Annotated in this window: 20 protein-coding genes and 1 pseudogene; 16 read left to right on the top strand and 5 right to left on the bottom strand. The window is 72.1% G+C overall.

Annotated elements, in window-relative coordinates; genetic code table 11:
- Positions 1-703 precede the first annotated feature (703 nt).
- The gene (locus NH2_RS18965; protein ID WP_067655588.1) at positions 704-1,081 is read right to left on the bottom strand and encodes a DUF1844 domain-containing protein; all 378 of its coding nucleotides are present in this window, start codon (positions 1,079-1,081) and stop codon (positions 704-706) included.
- A 471-nt stretch (positions 1,082-1,552) separates the two neighbouring features.
- Here NH2_RS18965 and infC point away from each other — a divergent pair, with 471 nt between their 5' ends.
- The 11 genes from infC to ppc all read left to right on the top strand — a co-directional run bounded on the left by infC (position 1,553) and on the right by ppc (position 14,285).
- Complete coding sequence (gene infC, locus NH2_RS18970; RefSeq protein WP_084505685.1) at positions 1,553-2,221, top strand: translation initiation factor IF-3; 669 nt, start codon at positions 1,553-1,555, stop codon at positions 2,219-2,221.
- 55 nt (positions 2,222-2,276) lie between these two features.
- The gene (gene rpmI / locus NH2_RS18975; protein WP_067655594.1) at positions 2,277-2,471 is read left to right on the top strand and encodes a 50S ribosomal protein L35; all 195 of its coding nucleotides are present in this window, start codon (positions 2,277-2,279) and stop codon (positions 2,469-2,471) included.
- 119 nt (positions 2,472-2,590) lie between these two features.
- The gene (gene rplT / locus NH2_RS18980) at positions 2,591-2,971 is read left to right on the top strand and encodes a 50S ribosomal protein L20 (protein WP_067655596.1); all 381 of its coding nucleotides are present in this window, start codon (positions 2,591-2,593) and stop codon (positions 2,969-2,971) included.
- Positions 2,972-3,051: 80 nt separating this feature from the next.
- The gene (locus NH2_RS18985; protein ID WP_245650639.1) at positions 3,052-4,032 is read left to right on the top strand and encodes a TrmH family RNA methyltransferase; all 981 of its coding nucleotides are present in this window, start codon (positions 3,052-3,054) and stop codon (positions 4,030-4,032) included.
- 82 nt (positions 4,033-4,114) lie between these two features.
- Positions 4,115-5,173 (top strand): phenylalanine--tRNA ligase subunit alpha, encoded by a 1,059-nt coding sequence (pheS, locus tag NH2_RS18990; protein WP_067655603.1) that lies wholly within the window; start codon positions 4,115-4,117, stop codon positions 5,171-5,173.
- A gap of 30 nt (positions 5,174-5,203) precedes the next feature.
- Positions 5,204-7,705 (top strand): phenylalanine--tRNA ligase subunit beta, encoded by a 2,502-nt coding sequence (pheT, locus tag NH2_RS18995; protein ID WP_067655606.1) that lies wholly within the window; start codon positions 5,204-5,206, stop codon positions 7,703-7,705.
- Between the two features lie 3 nt (positions 7,706-7,708).
- Entirely contained in the window at positions 7,709-8,503 is a 795-nt protein-coding gene (locus NH2_RS19000) for an alpha/beta hydrolase (RefSeq protein ID WP_245650640.1), read from the top strand.
- 74 nt (positions 8,504-8,577) lie between these two features.
- Positions 8,578-9,084, top strand: coding sequence for a hypothetical protein (locus NH2_RS29430; RefSeq protein ID WP_084505654.1), 507 nt, complete (start codon positions 8,578-8,580; stop codon positions 9,082-9,084).
- Positions 9,085-9,118: 34 nt separating this feature from the next.
- Positions 9,119-10,156 (top strand): hypothetical protein, encoded by a 1,038-nt coding sequence (locus NH2_RS19010; protein ID WP_067655609.1) that lies wholly within the window; start codon positions 9,119-9,121, stop codon positions 10,154-10,156.
- 162 nt (positions 10,157-10,318) lie between these two features.
- Positions 10,319-11,437, top strand: coding sequence for an AAA family ATPase (locus NH2_RS19015; protein ID WP_067655939.1), 1,119 nt, complete (start codon positions 10,319-10,321; stop codon positions 11,435-11,437).
- Between the two features lie 82 nt (positions 11,438-11,519).
- A complete protein-coding gene (gene ppc, locus NH2_RS19020; RefSeq protein WP_067655612.1) occupies positions 11,520-14,285 on the top strand; it encodes a phosphoenolpyruvate carboxylase in 2,766 nt (921 codons plus the stop codon).
- A gap of 590 nt (positions 14,286-14,875) precedes the next feature.
- On the opposite strand, the pseudogene NH2_RS19025 reads toward ppc, so the two are convergent.
- The 3 genes and pseudogenes from NH2_RS19025 to NH2_RS19035 form a co-directional block, all read right to left on the bottom strand.
- Positions 14,876-16,254: pseudogene (locus NH2_RS19025) on the bottom strand (IS1380 family transposase).
- A 330-nt stretch (positions 16,255-16,584) separates the two neighbouring features.
- Positions 16,585-17,211 (bottom strand): Fic family protein, encoded by a 627-nt coding sequence (locus NH2_RS19030; protein ID WP_067655615.1) that lies wholly within the window; start codon positions 17,209-17,211, stop codon positions 16,585-16,587.
- 277 nt (positions 17,212-17,488) lie between these two features.
- Positions 17,489-18,076 carry a TetR/AcrR family transcriptional regulator gene (locus NH2_RS19035; RefSeq protein WP_067655618.1) on the bottom strand — a complete coding sequence of 196 codons (588 nt, stop codon included), beginning with the start codon at positions 18,074-18,076 and terminating at the stop codon, positions 17,489-17,491.
- An 84-nt stretch (positions 18,077-18,160) separates the two neighbouring features.
- Here NH2_RS19035 and NH2_RS19040 point away from each other — a divergent pair, with 84 nt between their 5' ends.
- Positions 18,161-19,273: an FAD-dependent monooxygenase gene (locus tag NH2_RS19040; RefSeq protein ID WP_067655621.1), complete on the top strand. Its 1,113-nt coding sequence runs from the start codon at positions 18,161-18,163 to the stop codon at positions 19,271-19,273.
- 68 nt (positions 19,274-19,341) lie between these two features.
- Here NH2_RS19040 and NH2_RS19045 read toward each other — a convergent pair whose 3' ends face one another.
- Positions 19,342-20,310, bottom strand: coding sequence for a helix-turn-helix transcriptional regulator (locus NH2_RS19045; protein WP_067655624.1), 969 nt, complete (start codon positions 20,308-20,310; stop codon positions 19,342-19,344).
- Positions 20,311-20,372: 62 nt separating this feature from the next.
- On the opposite strand from NH2_RS19045, the gene NH2_RS19050 reads away from it, so the two are divergent.
- From NH2_RS19050 to argB, 4 genes are all read left to right on the top strand, one after another.
- Positions 20,373-20,867: a pyridoxamine 5'-phosphate oxidase family protein gene (locus NH2_RS19050; protein ID WP_067655627.1), complete on the top strand. Its 495-nt coding sequence runs from the start codon at positions 20,373-20,375 to the stop codon at positions 20,865-20,867.
- Positions 20,868-20,943: 76 nt separating this feature from the next.
- A complete protein-coding gene (gene argC / locus NH2_RS19055; RefSeq protein WP_067655630.1) occupies positions 20,944-21,999 on the top strand; it encodes an N-acetyl-gamma-glutamyl-phosphate reductase in 1,056 nt (351 codons plus the stop codon).
- Complete coding sequence (gene argJ / locus NH2_RS19060; RefSeq protein WP_067655633.1) at positions 21,996-23,207, top strand: bifunctional glutamate N-acetyltransferase/amino-acid acetyltransferase ArgJ; 1,212 nt, start codon at positions 21,996-21,998, stop codon at positions 23,205-23,207. The genes argC and argJ overlap by 4 nt, the downstream gene beginning before the upstream one ends.
- The coding region (gene argB, locus NH2_RS19065; protein WP_067655636.1) for an acetylglutamate kinase at positions 23,204-24,018 on the top strand (815 nt) is incomplete at its 3' end. The genes argJ and argB, both read left to right, overlap by 4 nt.

Raw genomic sequence — 24,018 nt, forward strand, 5'->3', positions numbered from 1 at the left:
GGAAAGCGCAGGCCGCGAAGGGCGCCGCCGATGCCGAACCGGCGCAGCGCGCGGCGGCCACCGCCAAGCGCCTGTCCCGCAAGGCGGCCGCCCTGCGCTGAGCGTCGAACGTCCCACCCGGGCCCCGCGGGCTGCGCCCACAGCCGCGGGGCCCGCGTCGTTCCCGCGCACTACCCGCCCGAGCTCGTGCCGCGCGGCACGAGCGGGCGGCCACGGACCGCATTGTCGGTCGAGCCCGGAGCGGATCCGGTCGGACGTCCAGATTCCGGCCCGATCTGAAACGGTCGTATGTAAGATCGGCGGCGCCGCGTCCGGAACGTGTCCCGGACAGCGCGGCACTCGTTCGATCCGGGTCGTTCCCGGTCGCCGGCGCGGCGGCGGCGCGACCCGGAATTCGGTTCCGCCAGAGAGGATTTCACATGGAAGGCGTCGATATCGCGGCGCTGGTCGCCGCCGTGCTCGCTGCCCTGAGCACCGGCTCGTCGCTCAACTACAACCCCGGCACCGGCGCCTGAGCGCGCCCACCGGAAAGGAAAACGGATACATGGACACCGGAAGTGCCGGTTTCGCCGACGTTCTCGCCGCCCTCGCCCAGGTCATCGCCACGGGCTCGTCCATCTCGGTGACCCCGCCGGGGCTGTGAACGGTACCGGGCGGAGCAGCCCATCGGCAGCTCCGCCCGGTCGCGCGGGAAATCGGTCACTCAGTGCACCGGCCCGGTGTACTTCTCACCCGGCCCGGTACCCGGCGCGTCCGGGTGCGCCGAACTCTCCCGGAAGGCCCGCTGCAGCGACTGCAGCCCGTCCCGGATCGGCCCCGCGTGCGGCCCCAGGTACTCCACCGACGCGGTGACCAGCCCGGCCAGCGCGGTGATCACCCGCCGCGCCTCGTCCAGATCGCGCCGCGGGCTGGCATCCGGATCGTCGTCGGCCAGCCCCAGCTTCTCCGCGGCCGAGCTCATCAACATCACGGCGGCCCGGCTGATCACCTCCACCGCCGGGATATCGGCCAGCTCGCGCACATCCGGTTCGGTGTGCGCGGCGGTCTCGGTGGCGGCGGCGGATGCGGGCTGGTCGGTCATGGCGTTCAGGCTAGCGATGCCCGCCAGGCTTGCCGGAGCTGCCCGAGCTCCGCGACGTTCTTCCTGAGCTCAGCATGCACCCAGGCCACCGAGCCGGCCGGGCGAGGCCGGATTGCCGGCGCGGCGGGTCGGTCACGGCCGGAACGGTCCCGGCGAACCGCCGCCACCCGCACGCGAGTAAGGGGGCGATTGGGAGCCTGGGCGCATAACTGCTAGAGTTGTCTGCGACGACCGCCCTGGTCGGTAGTTGGTGTGCGTACAGGCTTGCCATTGTACGAACTCCAGCGCTCCGTCCGGGGTCGCAAGTGGAGCCCGACTCCCACCGCCGCCGACCCTCGTGTCCGGTACGCGGTCCGGTCACCCGCCCCCCGGGGCCGGATCCCTGTGCACCTTCCGGTGCCCGGGTTCCGAGGTGATCGGTCGACTCGGGCCTCGGCCGGTGAAATACCGGACCGGGGCTTTCGCGTTGATATCGGGGTTACCTGCACGCGGTCGTCGACGACACCGCTTGACCTAGGAGGCCCCATCAGCACTGAGACCCGCATCAACGATCGCATCCGTGTTCCCGAGGTCCGGCTCATCGGGCCCGGCGGCGAACAGGTTGGGATCGTGCGTGTTGAAGATGCGCTACGCGTCGCCCTCGAAGCCGATCTCGACCTGGTCGAGGTGGCCCCGGATGCCCGTCCACCGGTCTGCAAGATCATGGACTACGGCAAGTTCAAGTACGAGACGGCGCAGAAGGCGCGTGAGTCCCGGAAGAACCAGGTTCAGACCGTCATCAAGGAGCAGAAGCTCCGGCCCAAGATCGATGACCACGACTACGCCACCAAGCGTGGGCACGTGATGCGATTCCTCGAGGCCGGGTCGAAGGTCAAGGTGACGATCATGTTCCGGGGGCGGGAACAGTCCCGGCCCGAACTCGGGTACCGGCTGCTGCAGCGGCTCGCCGCGGACGTCGCCGATCTGGGTTTCGTGGAAACCTCGGCCAAGCAGGACGGCCGCAACATGACGATGGTCCTCGCCCCGCACAAGGGCGCGAAGACCCGGGTGAAGGCGCAGCAGGACGCGGCGCCGCGCCCCCGGTCCGGCCCCGCGCAGGAACCGGCCCCCGCGCAGGCCGACACGGCCGCGCCGCAGTAGGACGAACAAGCACTCGGCGGCCCACGGGCCGCCGGCACACAGATTGAGGTAACTCATGCCGAAGATGAAGAGCCACAGCGGCGCCTCGAAGCGATTCAAGGTGTCCGGCAAGGGCAAGCTGCTGCGTCAGCAGGCGAACCGTCGCCACCTGCTCGAGCACAAGCCGAGCCGCCGGACTCGTCGTCTGGACGGCATCGAGTCGGTCTCCGCGGCCGACGGCCCCCGCATCAAGCGGCTGCTCGGTATCTGACGTGCTGCCCGCGCGGGTGTGAAGCACCCGCGCGACCCCGCGTCCGCTGACCCGGACGCCCAGAATCCATCGAACCAGGGCGCCTCGCCGCGCCCACGACCTCCGAACAGGACCGACCAGTGGCACGCGTCAAGAGGGCCGTCAACGCTCAGAAGAAGCGCCGTTCCATCCTCGAGGCCTCCAAGGGCTACCGGGGCCAGCGCTCCCGGCTGTACCGCAAGGCCAAGGAACAGCAGCTGCACTCGCTCGCCTACGCCTACCGGGATCGCCGGGCGCGCAAGGGTGACTTCCGCAAGCTGTGGATCGCGCGCATCAATGCCGCCGCCCGGCTCAACGACATCACCTACAACCGGTTCATCCAGGGCCTGAAGGCCGCCGGTGTGGAGGTGGACCGCAAGATCCTGGCCGAGCTCGCGGTGTCGGACGCCGAGGCGTTCGCCGGGCTCGTCGCGGTCGCCAAGGCGGCCCTGCCCGAGGATGTCAACGCTCCCGCCGCCTGACGGCACGCGTTTGAACCACGCATATCAGGAACGACCCGCGGGGGATTTCCCGCGGGTCGTTTCCGCGTCGGGCGGTGCCCGTGGCTGAGCCGCTGGAGCCGCGGAACCCGCGGGTGGTCGCCGCCGCCAAACTGCACCGCTCGGCGCAGCGCCGGAAGACCGGGTCGTTCCTCGCCGAGGGGGCGAACGCGGTGACCGCGGCGCTGGAGACCGGGCGGGTGCGCGAGCTGTTCTACTCCGCGAGCGCCGCCGGGCGGGAGCACGAGCTCGTGGCCGGTGCCGCGGCGAGTGGCGTGCGCACCACGCTGGTGAGCGAGCGCGCCGCGCAGCAGCTCGGCGAGACCGTCACCGCGCCGGGGCTGGTCGCGGTCTGCGACCTGCTGGACGTGCCGCTGCACGAGCTGCTTGCCCGCGCCGGCCGCGGGCCGGGGTTCGATGCTGTGCTGCGGCCGGGCACCGAACCGGGACCGGGCGGCGGCAGGCGATCCGACGCCGACCGCGTCCCTGATGCCGGCCGTGCGTCGCGGGAAGCGGCGGCGTCCGTCGCGTCCGGCATCCCGCCCGCGCTGTTCGCCGAGGCGGCGTCAGGTCTCCCGCCCGCGCTGTTCGCGGTGCCGGTCGAGATCGCCGAGCCCGGCAACGCGGGCACCCTGATCCGGGTGGCCGACGCGGTCGGCGTGGACGGCGTGCTGCTGGCGGGCGACACCGTGGACCCGCACAACGGCAAGTGCGTGCGGGCCAGCGCGGGCAGCCTGTTCCACGTCCCGGTGGCACGGGAGCGCGACATCATCGCCGCGCTGGACGCGCTCACCGCCGCCGGCGTCGCCCTGCTCGCCACCACCGCGCGCGGCGAGCTCGACCTGGACGACGCCGACCCGGTGCTGGCGGGCCCGGTCGCCTGGCTCTTCGGCAACGAGGCGCACGGGCTCGCGCCCGAGCTGGCCGAGCGCGCCGACCACCGGGTGCGCATCCCGATCCGCGGCCGCGCCGAGAGCCTGAACCTGGCCGCCGCCGCGGCCATCTGCCTCTACGCGAGCTCGCGGGTCAGCCGCGCCCGGTAATCCGGGTGAAGTCGCCCTAGCCCAACGGATACGATTCGACCGGGACGATTCCGCACCTAACCGCAGGGAGAGACGAGCTACTGTGGCCGACGACACCGCAGCCGAGCAGGGCACCGCGCTGACCGAGGAGGCACTGGCCGCGGCCGCGGCTGCCGCCGAGAAGGCGTTCGCCGCCGCGGCGGATCTGGACGCACTGGCCGTCGCCAAGACCGAGCACCTGGGCGGCAAGGCGCCGCTGGCGCTGGCCCAGCGCGCGCTCGGCAGCATCCCCAAGGCGGAGAAGAAGGACGCGGGCAAGCGGGTCAACGCCGCCCGCACCCGGGTCTCCGACGCCTTCGACGCCCGCCGCGCCGCGCTGCTCGCCGAGCGCGATGCCGCCGTGCTGGTCGCCGAGGCCATCGACGTCACGCTGCCCGCCCGGCGCGCGGCCGTCGGCGCCAGGCACCCGATCACCGTGATCTCCGAGCAGATCGCCGACGTCTTCGTCGCCATGGGCTGGGAGGTCGCCGAGGGGCCGGAGGTGGAGACCGAGCACTTCAACTTCGACGCGCTCAACTTCCTCCCCGACCACCCGGCGCGCACCATGCAGGACACCTTCCACATCGCGCCGGAGGGGTCGCGCCAGGTGCTGCGCACGCACACCTCGCCGGTGCAGGTGCGCTCGCTGCTGGAGCGCGAGCTGCCGATCTACGTGGTCTGCCCGGGCCGCACCTTCCGCACCGACGAGCTGGACGCCACCCACACCCCGGTCTTCTCCCAGGTGGAGGGGCTGGCGGTGGACAGGGGGCTGACCATGGGCCACCTGCGCGGCACCCTGGACGCCTTCGCCCGCGCGCTCTTCGGCCCGGAGACGCGAACCCGCATGCGCCCCAATTACTTCCCCTTCACCGAGCCCTCCGCCGAGGTGGACGTCTGGTTCCCGGACAAGAAGGGCGGCGCCGGCTGGGTCGAGTGGGGCGGCTGCGGCATGGTCAACCCCAGGGTGCTGATCGCGAGCGGGATCGACCCGGAGGAGTACAGCGGCTTCGCCTTCGGCATGGGGCTGGAGCGAACGCTGCAGTTCCGCAACGGGATTCCCGACATGCGCGACATCGTCGAGGGCGATGTGCGGTTCACCCTGCCCTTCGGCGTCCGGTCCTGACCCTTCCGATACGAGAGAGCGACACGTCACGTGCGAGTAGCGCAGTCCTGGCTGACCGAGATCATCGCCCGTACCGTCCCGGAGTGGTCGGTGACGCCGGAAGAGCTCGACGCGGGATTCGTCCGGGTGGGGCTCGAGGTCGAGGAGGTCGACGAGCTCCAGCGGGTGACCGGTGACCTCGAGCGCCCGCTGGTGGTCGGCCGGGTGCTGGAGATCACCGAGCTCACCGAGTTCAAGAAGCCCATCCGCCTCTGCCGGGTCGACGTCGGCAACCCGGAGCCGCAGGAGATCATCTGCGGCGCCCGGAATTTCACCGAGGGCGACCTGGTGGTCGTGGTCCTCCCCGGCGCGACGCTGCCCGGCGGGTTCCGGATCAGCTCGCGCAAGACCTACGGCCACACCTCGCACGGCATGATCTGCTCGGTCGCCGAGCTCGGCATCGGCAAGGACCACTCCGGCATCCTGGTGCTGGAGCCGGGCACCGCCGCGCCCGGCGCCGACGCCAACGAGCTGCTCGGGCTGGACGACACCGTCATCGAGCTGAACGTCACCCCGGACCGCGGCTACTGCTTCTCGGTGCGCGGCCTCTCCCGCGAGCTGGCCTGCGGTTTCGACCTGGAGTACGCCGACCCGGCGGTGCGCACGCTGCCGGACTCGGCCGAGCCCGCGTGGCCGATCCGGCTGGAGCCGGAGTCGCAGTGCACCCGGTTCGCCGCCCGCCGGGTCACCGGGATCGCCCCTGGCGCGGTCTCGCCGTGGTGGCTGCAGCGCAGGCTGCTGCTCTCCGGCGTGCGGCCGATCTCGCCCGCGGTGGACGTCACCAACTACGTCATGCTCGAGCTCGGCCAGCCGCTGCACGCCTTCGACGCCGCCGCGGTGCGGGGCGAGCTGGTGGTGCGGCAGGCGCGGCCGGGGGAGACGCTGCGCACCCTGGACGACGTCGAGCGCACCCTCGACCCGGAGGACGTCGTGATCGCGGACGGCTCCGGCGTGGTCTCGCTGGCCGGCGTCATGGGCGGCGCGAGCACCGAGGTGCACGACGGCACCACCGACGTGCTGCTGGAGGCCGCCACCTGGAACCCGCTGCTCGTCTACCGGACCGCGCGCAGGCACAAGCTGGTCTCCGAGGCGGGCAAGCGGTACGAGCGGGTGGTCGACCCGGAGCTCAACGTGGTGGCGCTGGACCGCGCGGCGTCGCTGCTCGCCGAGATCGCGGGCGGGGTCGTCGAGGACGTGCTCAGCGACGTCCGGGTGCCGGTCGCGCCCGCGCCCGCCATCGCCATGGACATCGACCTGCCGGACCGGGTGGCCGGCGTGACCTACCCGACCGGAACCGCCGCGCGCAGGCTCGCGCAGATCGGCTGCACCGTCGAGGTCGCGGTGAGCGCGGCAGGCCACGGCCAGCTGCTGGTCACCCCGCCGAGCTGGCGGCCGGACCTGGCCCAGCCCGCCGACCTGGTCGAGGAGGTGCTGCGGCTGGAGGGGCTGGAGCAGATCCCGTCCGTGGTGCCGACCGCGCCGGCCGGGCGTGGGCTCACCCCCGCGCAGCGCCGCCGCCGCGCGGTGAGCCGGGCGCTCGCCTTCACCGGCTGCGTCGAGGTGCCGCCGCCGGTCTTCCTGCCCGCCGGGGTCTTCGACGTGTGGGGGCTGGACGACGAGGACCCGCGCCGCACCACCACCCGGGTGCTGAACCCGCTCGACGCCGAGCGCCCCGAGCTCGCCACCACGCTGCTGCCCGGGCTGCTCGAGGTGGCCGCGCGCAATATCTCCCGCGGCGCCCGCGACCTCGCCATCTACGGCATCGCCCAGGTGGTGCTGCCGGGCCCGAACGTCAAGCCGGTCGAGGCGCTTCCGGTGGACCGCAGGCCCTCCGCCGAGCAGATCGCCGAGCTGCTCGACTCGCTGCCCGCGCAGCCGGTGCACGTCGGTGCGGTGCTCACCGGGCGCCGCGAGCCGCGCGGGCCGTGGGGCCAGGGCAGGCAGGCCGAGGCCGCTGACGCCTTCGCGCTGGCCGACGCGGTCGGCGACGCCGCCGGGGTGCTGATCGAGCGGCGCCCGGCCGCGCAGCTGCCCTGGCACCCGGGGCGCTGCGCCGAGCTGGTCGTGGACGGCACCGTCGTCGGGCACGCGGGCGAGCTGCACCCGGCGGTGCTGGAGCGGGCCGGGCTGCCCGCCCGCACCTGCGCGCTGGAGCTCGACCTGGACGCGCTCCCGCTGCGCGACGCCCGCCCGGTGCCGGTGGTCTCGCCGTTCCCGGCGGTGCTGCAGGACGTCTCGGTGACGGTGGCCCGCTCGGTGCCCGCCGCCAGTGTGCAGGCGGCGCTGCGCGCGGGCGGCGGCGCGCTGCTCGAGGACATCGCGCTCTTCGACGTCTACGAGGGCGCGCAGGCGGGGGCCGACCGCCGCTCGCTCACCTACGCGCTGCGCTTCCGCGCGCCGGACCGCACCCTCACCGAGGACGAGGCGAGCGCCGCCCGCGATGCCGCGGTGGCCGCCGCGGCGAGCGCGGTCGGCGCGGAACTGCGCGGGTAGGCGGTGGCGCTCGCGGTGCGCGCGGCACGGCACCCGGCCAACCCGGTGATGCACGCGCTCACCTACCACCCCACCAGGGAGATCGCCTGGACCCCCGACCTGCTCGGGCTGGCCTGCACCGAGCTCGCGCCGCGCACCGCGGACGGGGAGACGCTGCACGCCTGGTGGCTGCCTGCCGGGAGCGAGCCGATCGGGCACATCCTCTTCGCGCACGGCAACGCGGGCAATATCGGGGACCGGCTGCCGATCTTCGCGCTGCTCACCGCGGCCGGGTTCGACGTGCTCGCCTTCGACTACCGCGGGTACGGCCGCAGCACCGGGCGGCCCAGCGAGCGCGGCACCTACCTGGATGCCCGCGCCGCCCGCTCGGCGCTGCTCGACCGGCCGGAGGTCGACCCGGCGCGCGTCATCTACCTGGGCAAGTCGCTCGGCGGGGCCGTGGTCACCGAGCTCGCCGCCGCGCACCCGCCCGCCGGGGCGGTGCTCATGTCCACCTTCACCGGGCTGCGCGCCGCCGCCCGCTCGGTCTTCCCGGTGATCCCCGCGCCGCTGGTGCCCGATGCCTACCCGACCCTGCGCCGGATCGGCGACCTGCGCACCCCGCTGCTGCTCATGCACGGTGACCGGGACGAGCTGCTGCCGGTCCAGCACTCCGAGCGGCTCTACGCCGCCGCACCCCACCCCAAGCGGCTGGAGATCTTCCCCGGCTGCGGGCACAACGACCTGATCATGGGCGCGGGCCGCCGCTGGGCCGGGTTGATCGCCGAGTGGGCGCGCGAGGAGTGCGGCTTGACCTGACCGGTGCGCGCGGCCGTCGCGCGCCCTGGGCCGGCCCCGCACCCAGCCGCCCGGGAACTCCGTAGCCTGGTGCCATGACCGACTCAGCCGGAATCGCCGCACTGCTCGCCGCGCTCCCGGACGACGAACTGCTCGCCGTGCTCCGCACCGCCACCGCGCAGCGGCCCGCCTTCGCCCGGGTGCACGCCGCGCTCACCGAGCAGGCCACCTCCGGCCAGCCGCTCGACGCCGTTGTGATTCCGGACACTGCGCAGCCGGGCCCCGGCGCCGTGCCCGGGCAGGTGCCGGGATCACAGCAGGTCGGCGGCGGGTTTGCGGTACCGCCGGTACCGGTACCGCCGCAGGGTATGTCCGGTACGCCGCCGACCGGCGGCTATACCGCCTCCGGGGTGCCGACATTCGACTCCGTTCGCGATAAGGTCGAGCAGCGCTTCGGCACCGCCACGGGCCGGGAGGAGCTCGATCGCGAGACCGCCGCGGGGCGCAGCGTCGAAGAACAGTGGCAGGCGCGCGAGGAGGCGGCCCGCGATCGCCTCGACCGGATCCGCAAGTCGATGCGCGACGAACCCACCGGGCCGTGACACCCGCCGGCTCGGCGACACGAGAGTGGAGAGCATGCCCGAGCCGCGCGAGATCGCCGAACGACTCCTCGACGCCCAGGTCGACTACCTGCTCGCGGAGGTGACCGGCGAGCGCTTCACCGAGGTCGTCGCCCGCGACGTCGAATCCGTGCTCGGCGTCGCCGAGAGCATCCTTGTCCGCGACGTCGTCGCCCCGGAGCAGGCCAGGCAGACCGTGGCCACCGTGGTCGACCTGGTCGGCGGCAGCCCGGTCTTCGCCGACATGGCCGGCGTCTTCTCCGACTCCATCTACTCCCACGTCGCGGAGAACGACGAGTACACGCTGGGCGAGGTGGTCGAGCGGCAGCCGGTCGAGGCGCTGCTGGAGAAGATCCTCGGCATGCACCAGGCGCAGGAGCGGATCCTGACCCGGCTCACCGAGAGCCCGCTGGTCGCCACCGTCGCCTCGAAGTTCGTGGACAAGCTGATCGACGACTTCATGCAGGCCAACCGGCAGCGCGCGGAGAAGATCCCCGGCGTCGGCTCGCTGGTCTCGCTAGGCCAGTCGGCCGCCAACCGGGCGCGCAAGGCCGCCGCGGACAATGCCTTCCTCAGCGATATGGCGGACCGGGGCGCGCGCTTCGCGCTGGAGCGCACCAACAACGCCATCCGCGAGGTGCTGCGCGACGCGCCCGTGCACAGCGCCGCCATGGAGTTCTGGGATCTGCACGCCGGGGAGCCGGTGAACGGCCTGCGCGAGTACCTCACCAAGCAGGACCTGCGCGACCTGGTGCTGCTCAGCTACGAGATCGCGGTGACCACCAGGGAGAAGCCGTACTTCGGGCTGCTGCTCGACGAGTGCGTCGACGTGTTCCTCGGCAAGTACGGCGAGTTCACCCTCGCCGCGCTGCTGCCCGAGCTCGGCCTCACCGGCGACGACCTGCGCACCGAGATCCTGCGCTACGGCCCCGCCGTCATCGAGCGGGCCAAGGCGGACGGGGTGCTGGCCGGACTGATCAAGGAGCGGCTGGAGCCCTTCTTCCTGTCGGAGCCGGTGCTCGCGATCCTGGGCGCCGGAGCCGGCGAAGCCTGAGCCGCCGCCCGGCGGGTGGCTCGATCGCCCGGCGCGTGGCGCTCGGCACGGCTCCGACCACGAAAACCGCCCGGTCTCCCGCCTTTCGGCGTGCCGAAACGCTGGGCGTGTCGCCGGGACTTACGCGGTGCCCCCGCGCCGCTTCGGGCTACGGTGGCCGACGTGCTCACCGTCGTCGCCGTCGAGAACTACCGGTCCCTGCGCCACCTGATCGTGCCGCTGACCCCGCTCACCGCGATCACCGGCGCGAACGGCAGCGGCAAGTCGAGCCTGTACCGGGTGCTGCGGCTGCTCGCCGAGTTCGCGAGCAACGGCGCGGTGGCGGCGCTGGCCAGGGAGGGCGGGCTGGATTCCACGCTGTGGGCCGGGCCGGGGCGTCCGGCGGACGGCACCCCGGTGGCGCTGCGCGTCGGCTTCGCCGCCGAGGATTTCGGCTACGCCGCCGACCTGGGTATCCCGCCGCCCGCCGACTCGCTGTTCGACCGCGACCCCGAGATCAAGGCCGAGGCGGTGTGGGCCGGGCCCATGCTGCGCCCGGCCTCGGTGCTCACCGAGCGCGCCGGTTCGGTGGTGCGGGTGCGCGCGGGCAGGCGCTGGAACACCGTGCCGCACACGCTGCGCTCCTTCGACAGCATGCTCGGCGAACTCTCCGACCCGAGCCGCGCCCCCGATGTGCTGAGCGTGCGCGACCGGGTGCGCGGCTGGCGCTTCTACGACCGGTTGCGCACCGACGCGGGCGCCCCCGCGCGAGCCCCGCAGATCGGCACCCGCACGGTCCGCCTCGGCCACGACGGCGCCGACCTGGCCGCCGCGCTGCAGACCATCAGGGAGATCGGCGACGCGGTCGAGCTGGACGCCGCGATCGACAAGGCCTTCCCCGGCAGCCGGGTCGAGGTGGCCGCGCACGCGGGCCGCTTCACCGTGCGGCTGCACCAGCCGGGGCTGCGCCGCCCGCTGGAGGCCGCCGAGCTCTCCGACGGCACCCTGCGCTACCTGCTGGTGGTCGCCGCGCTGCTCACCCCGCGCCCGCCCGAGCTGCTGGTGCTCGACGAGCCGGAGACCAGCCTGCACCCCGAACTGCTGACCGCGCTGGCCGACCTCATCGTCACCGCGTCGGCGCACACCCAGGTGATCGTGGTGACGCACGCCGCCGCGCTGCTCGCCACCTTCGCGCGGGAGGAACGCGCCTCGGTGCTGGAGCTGCGCAAGGACGACGGCCGCACCTACCTGGCGGGCCAGGGCCTGCTGGACGAGCCGCCGTGGGCCTGGCCCAAGCGCTGACCGGCGTGACCAGCGTGTGAATTCCCCCCGATGTGGGCCGCGTCGCGTATCGGCGCGGCGGCCGCCGCAATAGTCTCGGCGTATGAGCGACCCGAGGATCGAGACCGAACCCGAAGCCATCCGGCCGCTGCGCGACGACATCCGCTTCCTCGGCGGGGTGCTCGGCGACACCATCCGCGACCACGAGGGGCCGGAGGTCTTCGACCTCATCGAGCGGGTGCGCAAGGAGGCCTTCCGGATTCGCCGCGAGGAGGTGGACCGCAGCGCCGTCGCGGAGATGCTGCGCGGCGTCGACGTGACGGTGGCGATCCCGCTGATCCGCGCCTTCAGCTACTTCGTGCTGCTCGCCAACCTGGCCGAGGATCTGCAGCGCGACCGCCGCCGCGCGGTGCACATCGGCGCGGGCGAGCCGCCCCAGGATTCCTCGCTGGCCGCCACCTACCGCAAGCTGGACGCTGCCGCACTGGACGGCGAGACCGTCGCCGACCTGCTCTCCGACGCCCTGGTCGCTCCGGTGATCACCGCGCACCCCACCGAGACCAGGCGCCGCACCGTCTTCGACGGCCAGGCCAGGATCACCGAGCTCATGCGGCAACGGGGCCGTGCAGGCGAGGGGGAGCGGGGTGCGCTGGAGCTGGATATCCGGCGGCAGGTGCTCGCGCTCTGGCGCACCGCGCTGATCCGGCTGGCGCGGCTGCGCATCCAGGACGAGATCGCGGTCGGGCTCCGCTACTACGAACTCACCCTCTTCGACGTCATTCCGGCGATCAACGCCGAGGTCAGGGCGGCGCTGCGGGCCCGGTGGCCCGGCGTCGAGCTGCTGCCGCGGCCGATTCTGCGGCCCGGCTCGTGGATCGGCGGCGATCGGGACGGGAATCCCTTCGTCACCGCCGAGGTGGTGCGCACCGCGGCCGGGCAGGCCGCGGCCGTCGCCTTCGAGCGGTACCTGCGCGAGCTGGCCGAACTGGAGAAGGTGCTGGCCCAGTCGGCCCGGCTGGTCCCGGTCTCGGAGCGGGTCGCCGGGCTGGCCGCCGCGGGCTACCCGAACCCCGAGACGCACGCCGACGAGCCGTACCGCCGTGCGCTGCACGCCATCCGGAACCGGCTCACCGCCACCGCCGTGCGCGCGCTGGGCAGCGCGCCGGTGCACGGCTCCGATGTCGGGGCCGAGCCGTACGACACCCCGCAGCAGGTACTCGACGACCTGGACGCCGTGGACGAGTCCATGCGCGCCGCCGGTGACGGCCTGCTCGCCGACGACCGGCTGGCCGCGCTGCGCTTCGCGCTGGAGACCTTCGGCTTCCACCTGCAGAGCCTGGACATGCGGCAGAACTCCGAGGTGCACGAGCAGGTGGTGGCCGAGATCCTGGCCTGGGCCGGGGTGCACGCCGACTACCCGAGCCTGCCGGAGGACGAGCGGGTGGCGCTGCTCGCCGCCGAGCTCCGCACCCGCAGGCCGCTGCTCGGCCCGCACGCGGCGCTGAGCGAGAAGACCACCCAGGAGCTCGGCATCGTGCGCGCGGCGGCCGAGGTGATCGCGACCTTCGGCGCCGAGGCGGTGCCGAACTACATCATCAGCATGTGCACCTCGGTGAGCGACATGCTGGAGGCGGCGCTGCTGCTCAAGGAGGCCGGGATCCTCGACCCGGGCGGCCCGGAAGCTCCGCCCTCCTGCTCGGTCGGCATCGTCCCGCTCTTCGAGACCATCGAGGACCTCGCCGCGGGCGCGACCACGCTCGCCGCCGCGCTGGATGTCCCGGTGTACCGGGAGCTGGTGGCCGGCGCCGGGATGCGCCAGGAGGTCATGCTCGGCTACTCCGACTCCAACAAGGACGGCGGCTACCTCGCCGCCAACTGGGCGCTCTACCGCGCCGAGCTGGAGCTGGTCGAGGTGGCGCGCAAGACCGGCATCCGGCTGCGGCTCTTCCACGGCCGCGGCGGCACCGTCGGCCGCGGCGGCGGCCGCTCCTACGACGCCATCCTCGCCCAGCCCGCCGGCGCCGTGCGCGGCGCGCTGCGCCTCACCGAGCAGGGCGAGGTGATCGCCGCCAAGTACGCCGAACCTCGTGCCGCGCACCGCAATCTGGAGTCGCTCATCGCCGGCACCCTGGAGTCGACGCTGCTCGACGTCGAAGGGCTCGGCCCCGCCGCCGAACCCGCCTACGAGCTCATGGACGAACTCGCCGCCCGCGCCCGCGCCGCCTACGCCGCCCTGGTGCACGACGAGCCCGGCTTCGTCGAGTACTTCCGGCAATCCACCCCGGTGGCCGAGGTCGGCGACCTGAACATCGGCAGCCGCCCGGCCTCCCGCAAACCCACCCACTCCGTCTCCGACCTGCGCGCCATCCCCTGGGTGATGGCCTGGAGCCAGGCCCGCGTCATGCTCCCCGGCTGGTACGGCACCGGCACCGCGCTGGAGGAGTGGGTGGCGGGCGACCCCGGCCGCCTCGCCGAGTTGACCGACCTCTACCACCGCTGGCCGTTCTTCCGCACCGTTCTCTCGAACCTGGCCCAGGTGCTCGCCAAGAGCGACCTCGCCATTGCCGAGCGGTACGCGGAGCTGGTGGGGGACGTGGCACTGCGCGAGCGGATCTTCGGCATGATCCGGGACGAGCACGCCCGCACCATCCGTATGCACGCCGCCGTCACCGGGAACGATCACCTGCTCGCCGACAACGCCTCGCTGTCGGAGTCGATCCACAACCGGTTCCCCTATCTGGAGCCGCTGAACCAGATGCAGGTGGAGTTGTTGCGCCGGTTGCGGGCGGGGGATGATCAGGAGCTGGTCAAGCGGGGGATTCTGCTCACCATGAACGGGTTGGCGACGGCGTTGCGGAACTCGGGGTAGTCAAGCAGGGACGCCGGATCGTTCGATGCCGCGAGTCATTCAGGGGTTTCGCGCGCAGAGAGGCCGTTCAACGTTTTGCGTCCCGCCGATAGATAGGCGTGAATGGCGGCTGCCGTCGTTGGGATTGAATCCTCGCCACGCCGCCTGACTATCGAGATGAACGCGCCCTCGTACCTACCGTCCACTATCGCGCCCTGCACCCTATTGTCGATGACTTTTTGGTATCGAGCAGGAGATCCGTCGCTGTTCGAAATGGGAACGACCTTAACCAAGGTGTCTGATCCGATTTTGCGCTCCGTTCGAAATCCTACGATCAGAACACCGCCCTGTTCTGAATTGGCAAAGCGTGCAACATCTTGTGCCAGTTCTATCTTGGCTGACCATTGGGAAAGTCATAAGCCATCGATTTCACTTCTAGCCTCGATCTTTCGTGGGGCCGAGGTGTTGGCCTGAGCGGCTTCGGATTGGTGTTTCGATCGTAGTTTCCGGGCCGTGGGCGTGGCGGTCTGCCCGCGCAGCGGGCTGACTGCCGAGTTCCACGGGCTCGGATGGTGAGGTTTCCTCGGTTGTCGGGACTGTTTGTTGGCTGCTCAGCCGGGTTGCAGGCGTGCCGCGGCGGTGACGAGCAGGCCGGTCCAGAGCCCGTGGCGGGCCGGTGGAGCCGGGTTCGGCGGGCATGACGGGCGATCCGCCCGGCCGCGGAGAACAACCGAAGGCGCATGTTCTGGGTTCCCACCTGCGTGCGGGGTGGTCACGCAGGGCCAGGGTTTGCAGCCATGCGGTCAAATCGAGTGCGAGGGCGATGATCGCGAGCCAGATCCGGTTGGCGTCGAAGGAGCGGAACGGCAGGTTGCGTAGCCCGGTGTCCTTCGCGGCGCGGATGCGGTCCTCGCAGCGCGCGGCGTCGGTGGCGTAGTTCCAGGTCGGGGAGCTGACCCCGCCGAGTGTTGGTGACGAAGGCGGTGAGCCTGAGTCCGTCGTGGTCGGTGAACCGTAGTGGGGCGCCGGGGTGCGGGCGTTCCTTCCTGACGATCAGGCGCATGCCCGGCGGCCACCGGGTGAGATCGGTGAGGCCGGTGGCGTCGATGACCCAGGCGCCGGGCCGGACCTGGCCCTCGGCGTCGTAGGCCGGTGTCCAGTCCCGGACTGTGAGGTGGGTGTCGAGGGCGTCGACGATGTCGTCGGTGAGGGTGAACCCGACCGAGTACTGCAACCTGCGGCGATGGCAGTAGCCGAGGAACTCGTGGGTGCCGCCACCGGAATCGGTGCGGACCAGCACCGTCCGCCCCACCCGCCACGACCCTCGCCCCGGCAGTTGGGCCAGAGCTTCGTGCAGGACTCGTTTGTGGTCGGTGGCGGTGTTGGAGCCGGCGTTGCCCGGTCGCAGCATCACCGCGGCGGGTTCACCGGTCCCGCCCGGGCTGTCGATGAACGACCACAACGAATGGAACCCGAAACCACGCTTGAACGTCGGTGCCGCACCCTGCCTCTCCGAATGCGCGTCGGTGAGAGTGGCATCGAGATCGATGATCACCGGATCGGCGATCCCGGCCCGGTGACCGGGAGCGTCGCGACCGGCGAGGGCCCATGCTCGGGCACGAGCCTGGATGCGAGCCGCACCGATAGCGGCCAGCACTCGCGGTGCGTCGGCGGCCAGGGCGGTGATCGCGCGGGACACGGTCGGGTCCGAGGCCACCACACCGAACACCGCCGGCTCGGCCCGCAGCAACGCCACATCCGCGGCGCAGTCACCACCGACCGCCAGGGTGACCGCGAGGTCGAGCACGATCTTGCCGGGATCGTGCACGGCCTTCGGCTTGCGCCACGGCCTCAGTTTCTCCGACAGCCCGCTGCTCAGCCCGGTCTTCTCGGCGGTGCGCAGCAGCAGTGCGGCGCCGGCGTGGGAGACCACGCCCGACCCTGCACCGTCGATACCCAGCCGTGGGTACGGCGATATAGACTCCCTCACCAGGAAGGTGCTCCTACAACTTCGAGAAGCGGCCCTCAGCAAGCCTGATTATCGCAGTTCAGAGCACCTTTCGCCATTTCAAGGCAGCGGTCAGCTCACCGTGCATGAATTCACGAGGTTAGGGAGCGAGTCCAATGAGTGAATTTGCAGCGGCAGCAGGGGCTTTCCAGCGCGAGGCGCATTCCGCGCTCGGCCTGAGTGTCGCTCTCGGAGACGATCAGGAGCTGGTGAAGCGAGGGATCCTGCTCGCGATGAATGGGCTGGCGTTGGCGTTGCGGAAGTTGGGATAGCCGGTCGGGCGGGCCGTTCAACGCTCCGGCGCAGTACCGATCACCCTTCTACCGGGCTCGTCCCGATGAAGACGGCCAGCGCACGGCAATCGCGGTGCCCGTCGTACTCCCGCAGAAGGTGGATGTACTGCTGTTTGTCGAGTTCCCAGTCGTAGAGTTCGGGCGACTCCGAATCCTGGACTGCGGCGTAGACGAGATCCGCGAGCAGGCGGGTCGTGCGTCCGTTGCCGTCGGTGAACGGGTGGATGCGGACTGTCTCGGCGTGCACAGCGATACCGAGTTGACGTGACGTCCAATCGCTCGTGTGGTTCCAGCGGTATTCGATCGAATCCAACGACGTACGAAGTTCGACGGCGATCTGTTCGGGAGCAACTCCGATGTTGAGTTCTCGGCGACGGAAGGTGCCCGCCCACTGCCATATGTCCTTGTACAGACGTTGATGCAGATCTCGCACGAAGTAGTCGGTCAGCAAATCGTCCAAGAGCAATGTGCCCTCGAACACAGCACCGATGAGTTCTTCGGCGACCTCTTCCTGGATAGCCTGCTCGAGGTCGTACACCGCCGCCTTGCCGCCCGAGCCCTCGATCAACTGCCGGACCGCTGGGACCAGCATCTCGGCCTCGTCGTCGGTCAGTGGCGTCTGGCCGTACCCCGGTGCGAAGGACATCAGGCTTTCAGCCGGCGCTCGGCCAAGTACCGAGCGACGCTCTTCGACCGCACATAGCCCTCTGGCAAGGTGCGGCGCTCCAACCGCGCCGACGCCTTGGTCGACCGTGCTGCCGATAGTTTGACGGCTGCCTTCGTTACCGTTCGACGCTTCATGTGTGGCACCTCGCTTTCGTAGATCATGGTAGCGCCGCTTCAGCGCTGCTCGACCAGATGAACGCTGCCGGCGGCCTGCCGATTCTGCGGGAAGTAGCGCAGGTCGGTGCTTGTTGTAGCGATCACGCCGGGGACGGTGCGGCGTTCTTCCGTGCCTGGGTCTCGGCCGCGATCAGGAGGACGTGCAGCGTTGCCTTCACCGTGACCGTGTCGAAGCCGCCGACCAGGGCGTGGTGCAGGGTGAAGCCGTCCAGGTAGTCGACGAGCGGGCGGACCGCGGACTCCGGGATCGCGGGTTCGCCGGTGGCCGCGCGCAGGTGTCCGGTGAGCCAGGTGGTGAGGCGAAAGTGGCCGGTGCGCAACGCTTCTCCTACCTCTGGGAGTTCGCGGGCTTCGAGCATGAGGGCGTAGCGGGCGAGGGTGGCCGGTTCGTCGGCGGTGACCGCATGGCGGAGCAGGGCGCTGAGCAGGTCGACCAGTTCGGTGGGGTCGCGCGGGGCGGGGGCGTGGTCGAAGGCGGCGTGGTCGCGTTCTTCCAGGCGGCCGGTGATGCCGATCAGCAGCGCGGCTCGGGTGCGGAAATAGTTCGAGGTCGAGCCGGGAGGCAGTTCGGCGGCCTCGTCGACCGCGCGGTGGGTGAGCGCGCGCGGGCCGCGTTCGCCGAGCAGGCGGAGGGCGGTGTCGAGCACCAGGGTGCGTTTGCCGGTCACACCGGAATACTACAGGGGTAGTGCTTCCCACTACTTGTGTAGTAGATTCCACTACATCGGTAGTGAGCAGAAGGAGTGGGCCGGATGGACGAGGTACTGATCGCCGGAGGCGGAATCGGCGGGCTGGCGTCGGCGCTGGCCGTGCTGCGGGCCGGGAAGCGGCCGGTGGTGCTGGAGCGGGCGCCGGAGCAGGCGGTGGTCGGGTCGGGGCTCTCGCTGTGGCCCAATGCGATTCGCGCGCTGGACGCGCTCGGGGTCGGCGCGGAGGTGCGGGCGCGCGCGGTCTCCGATGCCAATGGCGGAATCCGGGATGCCGCCGGGCGGCTGCTGCTCGCGGCGGACGCGGCGGCATTGCGGGAGCGGTTCGGCGAGCCGATCGTCGTGCACCGTGCCGAACTCATGGCGATCCTGCGGGACGCGCTGCCCGACGGAGTGCTGCGGACCGGGATCGGGGTGACGGCGGCGGACGAGTCCGGGCGCGTGGTCACGACGGCGGGGGAGCGCACCGCCGAACTCGTGGTCGGCGCGGACGGCATCCGCAGCGTGGTGCGTCGCGCGGTGGCGGGCGAGGTCGAACCGCGCTACGCGGGCTACGCCGCTTGGCGCACGGTGGTGATGCCGTCCGAGCCGGTCACCGAATTCGGCGAGACCTGGGGACGCGGGCAGCGCTTCGGCTTCGCTCCGCTGGCCGACGGCCGGGTCTACTGCTTCGCCACCGCGAACGCCCCCGCCGACGCACCGGACGGCGGCCTCGCCGAACTCCGGCAGCGCTTCGCCGACTGGCACGCCCCCATCCCCGCCCTCCTGGCCGCCGCCGACCCGGCCCAGATCCTCCGCCACGACATCTACGACCTCCCCGCCCTCCCGCGCTTCACCGCGGGCCGGATCGCCCTGGTCGGCGACGCCGCCCACGCCATGACCCCCGACCTCGGCCAGGGCGCCTGCCAGGCCCTGGAGGACGCCGTCGCGCTCGGTGCGATGCTCGCCATCGACGGCGACCTGCGCCGCTACGACGCCCTGCGCCGCCCGCGCACCCAGCGCATCGCCACCAGGGCGCGCCGCCTGGGCCGGGCCGGTCAGCTCTCGGCCCGCCCGTTGGTCGCCCTGCGCGACGCGGTCATGCGCCGCACCCCGGCGAGCGCGCAACTCGGCGCCATGGCCCCTGTGCTGAACTGGGCGCCCGCGTCGATGATGTGACTATGACGAGCGCGACGGCCTCATCGTGAACCTGCGCTTCCAGGTCAACCCCGAGAAGATGCGCGGTATCACCCCGCGTACCGGCGCGCCATCGCCGCCGCGGTCCCGGCCATGACCGCGCGCAGCTCGGCGGGCTCCAACACCTCCGCGTACGCCCCGAGTGGCAGCAGCCCGTGCGCCATCACCTCGTACGACTCCGCCGCCACCCGCACCCGGACCCACCCCTCGGCATCCGGCTCGTCCGCCGAGGCCACCGCATCGGCCACGGCCGCGGGCTCGAAGCCGAGCCGGAGCAGCGAGAGGTGCGCAGCGTCGATCCGGCAGCGCGCGGTCACCCGGAGCATGGTCCTGGCGAACTCGTCCGCCGCCCGCTCCCAGTGCGCGGCCAGGTCGAAATCGGCGGGCCGGGTGAAGGTCTCGCCGGTATCGGCCGCCGCCGCGATCCGCCCGACCCGGTACGACCGCACCGAGCCGTCGGCCAGCGCGACCAGGTACCAGGTGCCCGCCTTGAGCACCAGCCCGAGCGGCCCGATCCGCCGCCGCACCACCGCGTCCCCCCGCTCGTACCCGATCTCCAGCAGCCGATCCGCCCACAGCGCCTCGGTGACAACGGCCAGCGCCGGGGTGCGGTCCGGGCGATGGAACCAGCCCGCAGCGTCCACGTGCACCCGCTCGGCGATCCGGGTGGCCCGCCCGCGCAGCTCCGGCGGCAGCGCGGCCAGCACCTTGAGCTGCGCGGTCGCCAGCACGGTGCCGAGCCCGAGGTCGGCGGCGGCGCCGGGCTGCCCGGCCAGCAGCACGGCGTCGGCCTCGTCGGGGTTCAGCCCGGTGATCCGGGTGCGGTAGCCGTCCAGCAGGCGGATCCCGCCCGCGCGCCCCGGCTCGGTGTAGACCGGGACGCCCGCCGCGGAGAGCGCGTCCACATCCCGGTACACCGTACGCACCGACACCTCCAGCTCCGCGGCCAGCTGGGACGCCGTGCACCGGCCCCTGGTCTGCAGGAGCAGCAGCAGGCGGAGGAGTCGGCTCGCGCGCATCGCCCGACACTATCCGGCAAACCCTGACAGCAGGTGTCAACGTACGGTCGTACCGTCGCCCCATGACCACGTGGAATCAGTTCCTGGACGAAGCCCCCCGGGTCGCCGGAGTCTTCACCCGCAGGCACCGCGCCACCGGCAACCTCTGCCTGCTCGGCACGGTGCGCGCCGACGGGTCGCCGCGGATCAGCCCGATCGAGCCGCGGGTCTTCGAGGGGTTGCTCGTGCTCGCGGGCATGCCGCGCACCCGCAAGTTCGCCGACCTGGCCCGCGACCCGCGCTTCTGCCTGCACACCGCCACCGCCGACCCCATGGTCGGCGACGGCGACGCCAAGCTCTTCGGCACCGTCATCGACCTGCCGGACAAAGACCTGCACACCCGATTCCTGCAGCACCTCTTCGAGGAGAGCGGCTTCGACGCGCGCGGCGAGGAGTTCGACCACTTCTTCGTCGCCGACCGGCTGACCGGCGGCTCCACCGTCGAGCTCGTCGACGGCCGGCTCGAGATCACGGTGTGGACGCCGGGGATCGGCGAACGGGTCGAGGTGAAGAACTGAGCGGCCGTACCACTCCTGGGTACCCTGGAGGAAACCCCGGCGTGAATGAGCTTGCACGGTCGTGCATAATCATCACATGGTTGATTCCTCGAACGGGGCCCTGCGGGTCGCGGTTGCCGGAGCGAGCGGGTACGCGGGCGGTGAGGTCCTGCGGCTACTGCTGGAACACCCCGAGTACCGACGCGGTCGCCTCGAGATCGGGGCGCTGACCGCGGGTTCCAATGCGGGCGCGCCGCTCGGCTCGCTGCAGCCGCACCTGCTCCCGCTCGCCGACCGGGCGCTCACCGCCACCACCGTGGACGAGCTGGCCGGGCACGACGTGGTCTTCCTCGGCCTGCCGCACGGCCAGTCCGCCGCGCTGGCGAACACCCTGCCCGAATCCACCGTGATCATCGACTGCGGCGCCGACTTCCGGCTGCGCGACGCCGCCGCCTGGCAGCGCTGGTACGGCGGCGAGCACGCGGGCACCTGGCCCTACGGCCTGCCCGAGCTCGGCGACAACCGGGAGCGGCTGCGCGGCGCCCGCCGGATCGCGGTCCCCGGCTGCTACCCGACCGTGGCCGGCCTCGCGCTCGCCCCCGCCTTCGCCGCCGGGCTCGCCGAGCCCACCGCGAACGTGGTCGCGGTGAGCGGAACCTCCGGTGCCGGAAGGAAACTCGACGTCGGGCTGCTCGGCTCCGAGGTCATGGGCTCGGCCCGCGCCTACGGCATTGCGGGCGCGCACCGGCACACCCCCGAGATCGCGCAGAACCTGAGCGCCGCCGCGGGCACCCCCGTCGCGGTCTCCTTCACCCCGGTGCTCGCGCCCATGCCGCGCGGCATCCTCGCCACCTGCACCGCCCCCACCACCGCCGATCTCGCCCAGGTGCGCGCCGCCTACGAGAAGGCCTACGCCGCCGAGCCGTTCGTGCACCTGCTGCCCGAGGGCGCGCTGCCGTCGACCGGCGCCGTGCTCGGCTCCAACGCCGTCACCCTGCAGGTGGCCGTCGACGCCGACGCCGGGCTGCTGGTGGTGATCGGCGCGATCGACAACCTGACCAAGGGCACCGCGGGCGCCGCGGTGCAATCCATGAACCTCGCCGTCGGTTTCGAGGAGACCGCCGGGCTTCCCACCGTAGGAGTGGCACCGTGACGACGACCGAAGCGGGCAGGCTGGTCCGCACCCAGGGGGTGACCGCGCCGCTCGGCTTCCGCGCCGCCGGGATCGCGGCCGGGATCAAGGCCAGCGGCAAGCCCGATCTGGCGCTGGTCCTCAACGAGGGGCCGGAGTACGCCGCCGCCGGGGTCTTCACCAGGAACAAGGTGAAGGCCGCGCCGGTGCTGTGGTCGCAGCAGGTGCTCACCGCCCGCAGGCTGCGCGCGGTGATCCTGAATTCCGGTGGCGCCAATGCCTGTACCGGCCCCGGCGGGTTCCAGGACACGCACCGCACCGCCGAGGAGCTGGCCGCCGCGCTGAGCAGCTGGGGCACCGAGACCGGCGCGGGCGAGATCGCGGTCTGCTCCACCGGCCTGATCGGCGACCGGCTGCCCATGGACAAGATCGTCCCGGCGATCACCGAGATCGTGCGCGAGATGGGCGGCGGGCTCTCCGGCGGCACCGACGCCGCGCACGCCATCATGACCACCGACACCGTGCCGAAAGAGGCCGCCTACCACCACCGTTCGAAGTGGAACGTGGGCGGTATGGCCAAGGGCGCCGGCATGCTGGCCCCCTCCCTCGCCACCATGCTCGTCGTCCTCACCACCGACGCCGCGGTCACCGCCGAGCAGCTGGACGCCGCGCTGCGCAAGGCCACCGCGCGCACCTTCGACCGGCTCGACGTGGACGGCTCCTGCTCCACCAACGACACCGTGCTGCTGCTCGGCAACGGCGCCAGCGAGGTCACCCCCACCCAGGACGAACTGGACGCCGCCGTGCTCGCGGTCTGCGACGACCTGGCCGCCCAGCTCATGGCCGACGCCGAGGGCGTCACCAAGCGGGTGCTGGTCACCGTCACCGGGGCGCTGGACGAGGAGGAGGCGGTGCTCGCCGCCCGCACCGTCGCCAGGGACAGCCTGGTCAAGACCGCGCTCTTCGGCTCCGACCCGAACTGGGGCCGGGTGCTCGCCGCCGTCGGCATGGCCCCGGTGACGCTGGAGCCCGACCGGATCACGGTGTCCTTCAACGGAAACCCGGTCTGCGTGGACGGCGTCGGCGCCCCCGGCGCCCGGGAGGTCGACCTCTCCGGCACCGACATCGAGGTCGTCGTCGACCTGAAGATCGGCGACGGCGCCGCCACCATCCGCACCACCGACCTCTCGCACGGCTACGTCGAAGAGAACTCGGCCTACAGCTCATGACCGGCCTCGCGCACGAACTCAGCGCGCTGGACAAGGCGCACGTGCTGGCCGGGGCGCTGCCCTGGCTGCAGAAGTTCCGGGACAAGGTCGTCGTGGTCAAGTACGGCGGCAATGCCATGGTCGACGACGGGCTCAAGCGCGCCTTCGCCGCCGACATGGCCTTCCTGCGCACCGTCGGCGTGCACCCCGTCGTGGTGCACGGCGGCGGCCCGCAGATCACCGCCATGCTCGGCAAGCTGGGGTTGCAGGGCGAATTCCGCGGCGGCTTCCGGGTGACGACGCCCGAGGTCATGGACGTGGTGCGGATGGTGCTGTTCGGGCAGGTCGGCCGGGAGCTGGTCGGGCTGATCAACGCGCACGGCCCGTACGCCGTCGGGATCTCCGGCGAGGACGCCGGGCTCTTCACCGCCACCCGCCGCACCGTGCTCGTCGACGGCGAGGCCACCGACATCGGGCTGGTCGGCGACGTCACCGAGGTCAACCCGGACGCCGTGCTCGACCTCATCGACGCGGGCCGCATCCCGGTGGTCTCCACCATCGCCCCCGACGCCGACGGCGTCGTGCACAACATCAACGCCGACACCGCCGCCGCCGCGCTCGCCGAGGGCATCGGCGCCGAGAAACTGGTGGTCCTCACCGACGTCGAGGGGCTCTACACCGACTGGCCCGACCGCTCGTCGCTCACCACCGAGATCGACGCCGCCGCCCTGGCCGCGCTGCTGCCCCGGCTGGACGCGGGCATGGTCCCCAAGATGGAGGCCTGCCTGCGCGCGGTGCGGGGCGGCGTCCCCACCGCGCACGTGATCGACGG

It is taken from the genome of Nocardia harenae NBRC 108248 (genome assembly GCF_001612885.1).
GTDB classification, from domain to species: domain Bacteria; phylum Actinomycetota; class Actinomycetes; order Mycobacteriales; family Mycobacteriaceae; genus Nocardia; species Nocardia harenae.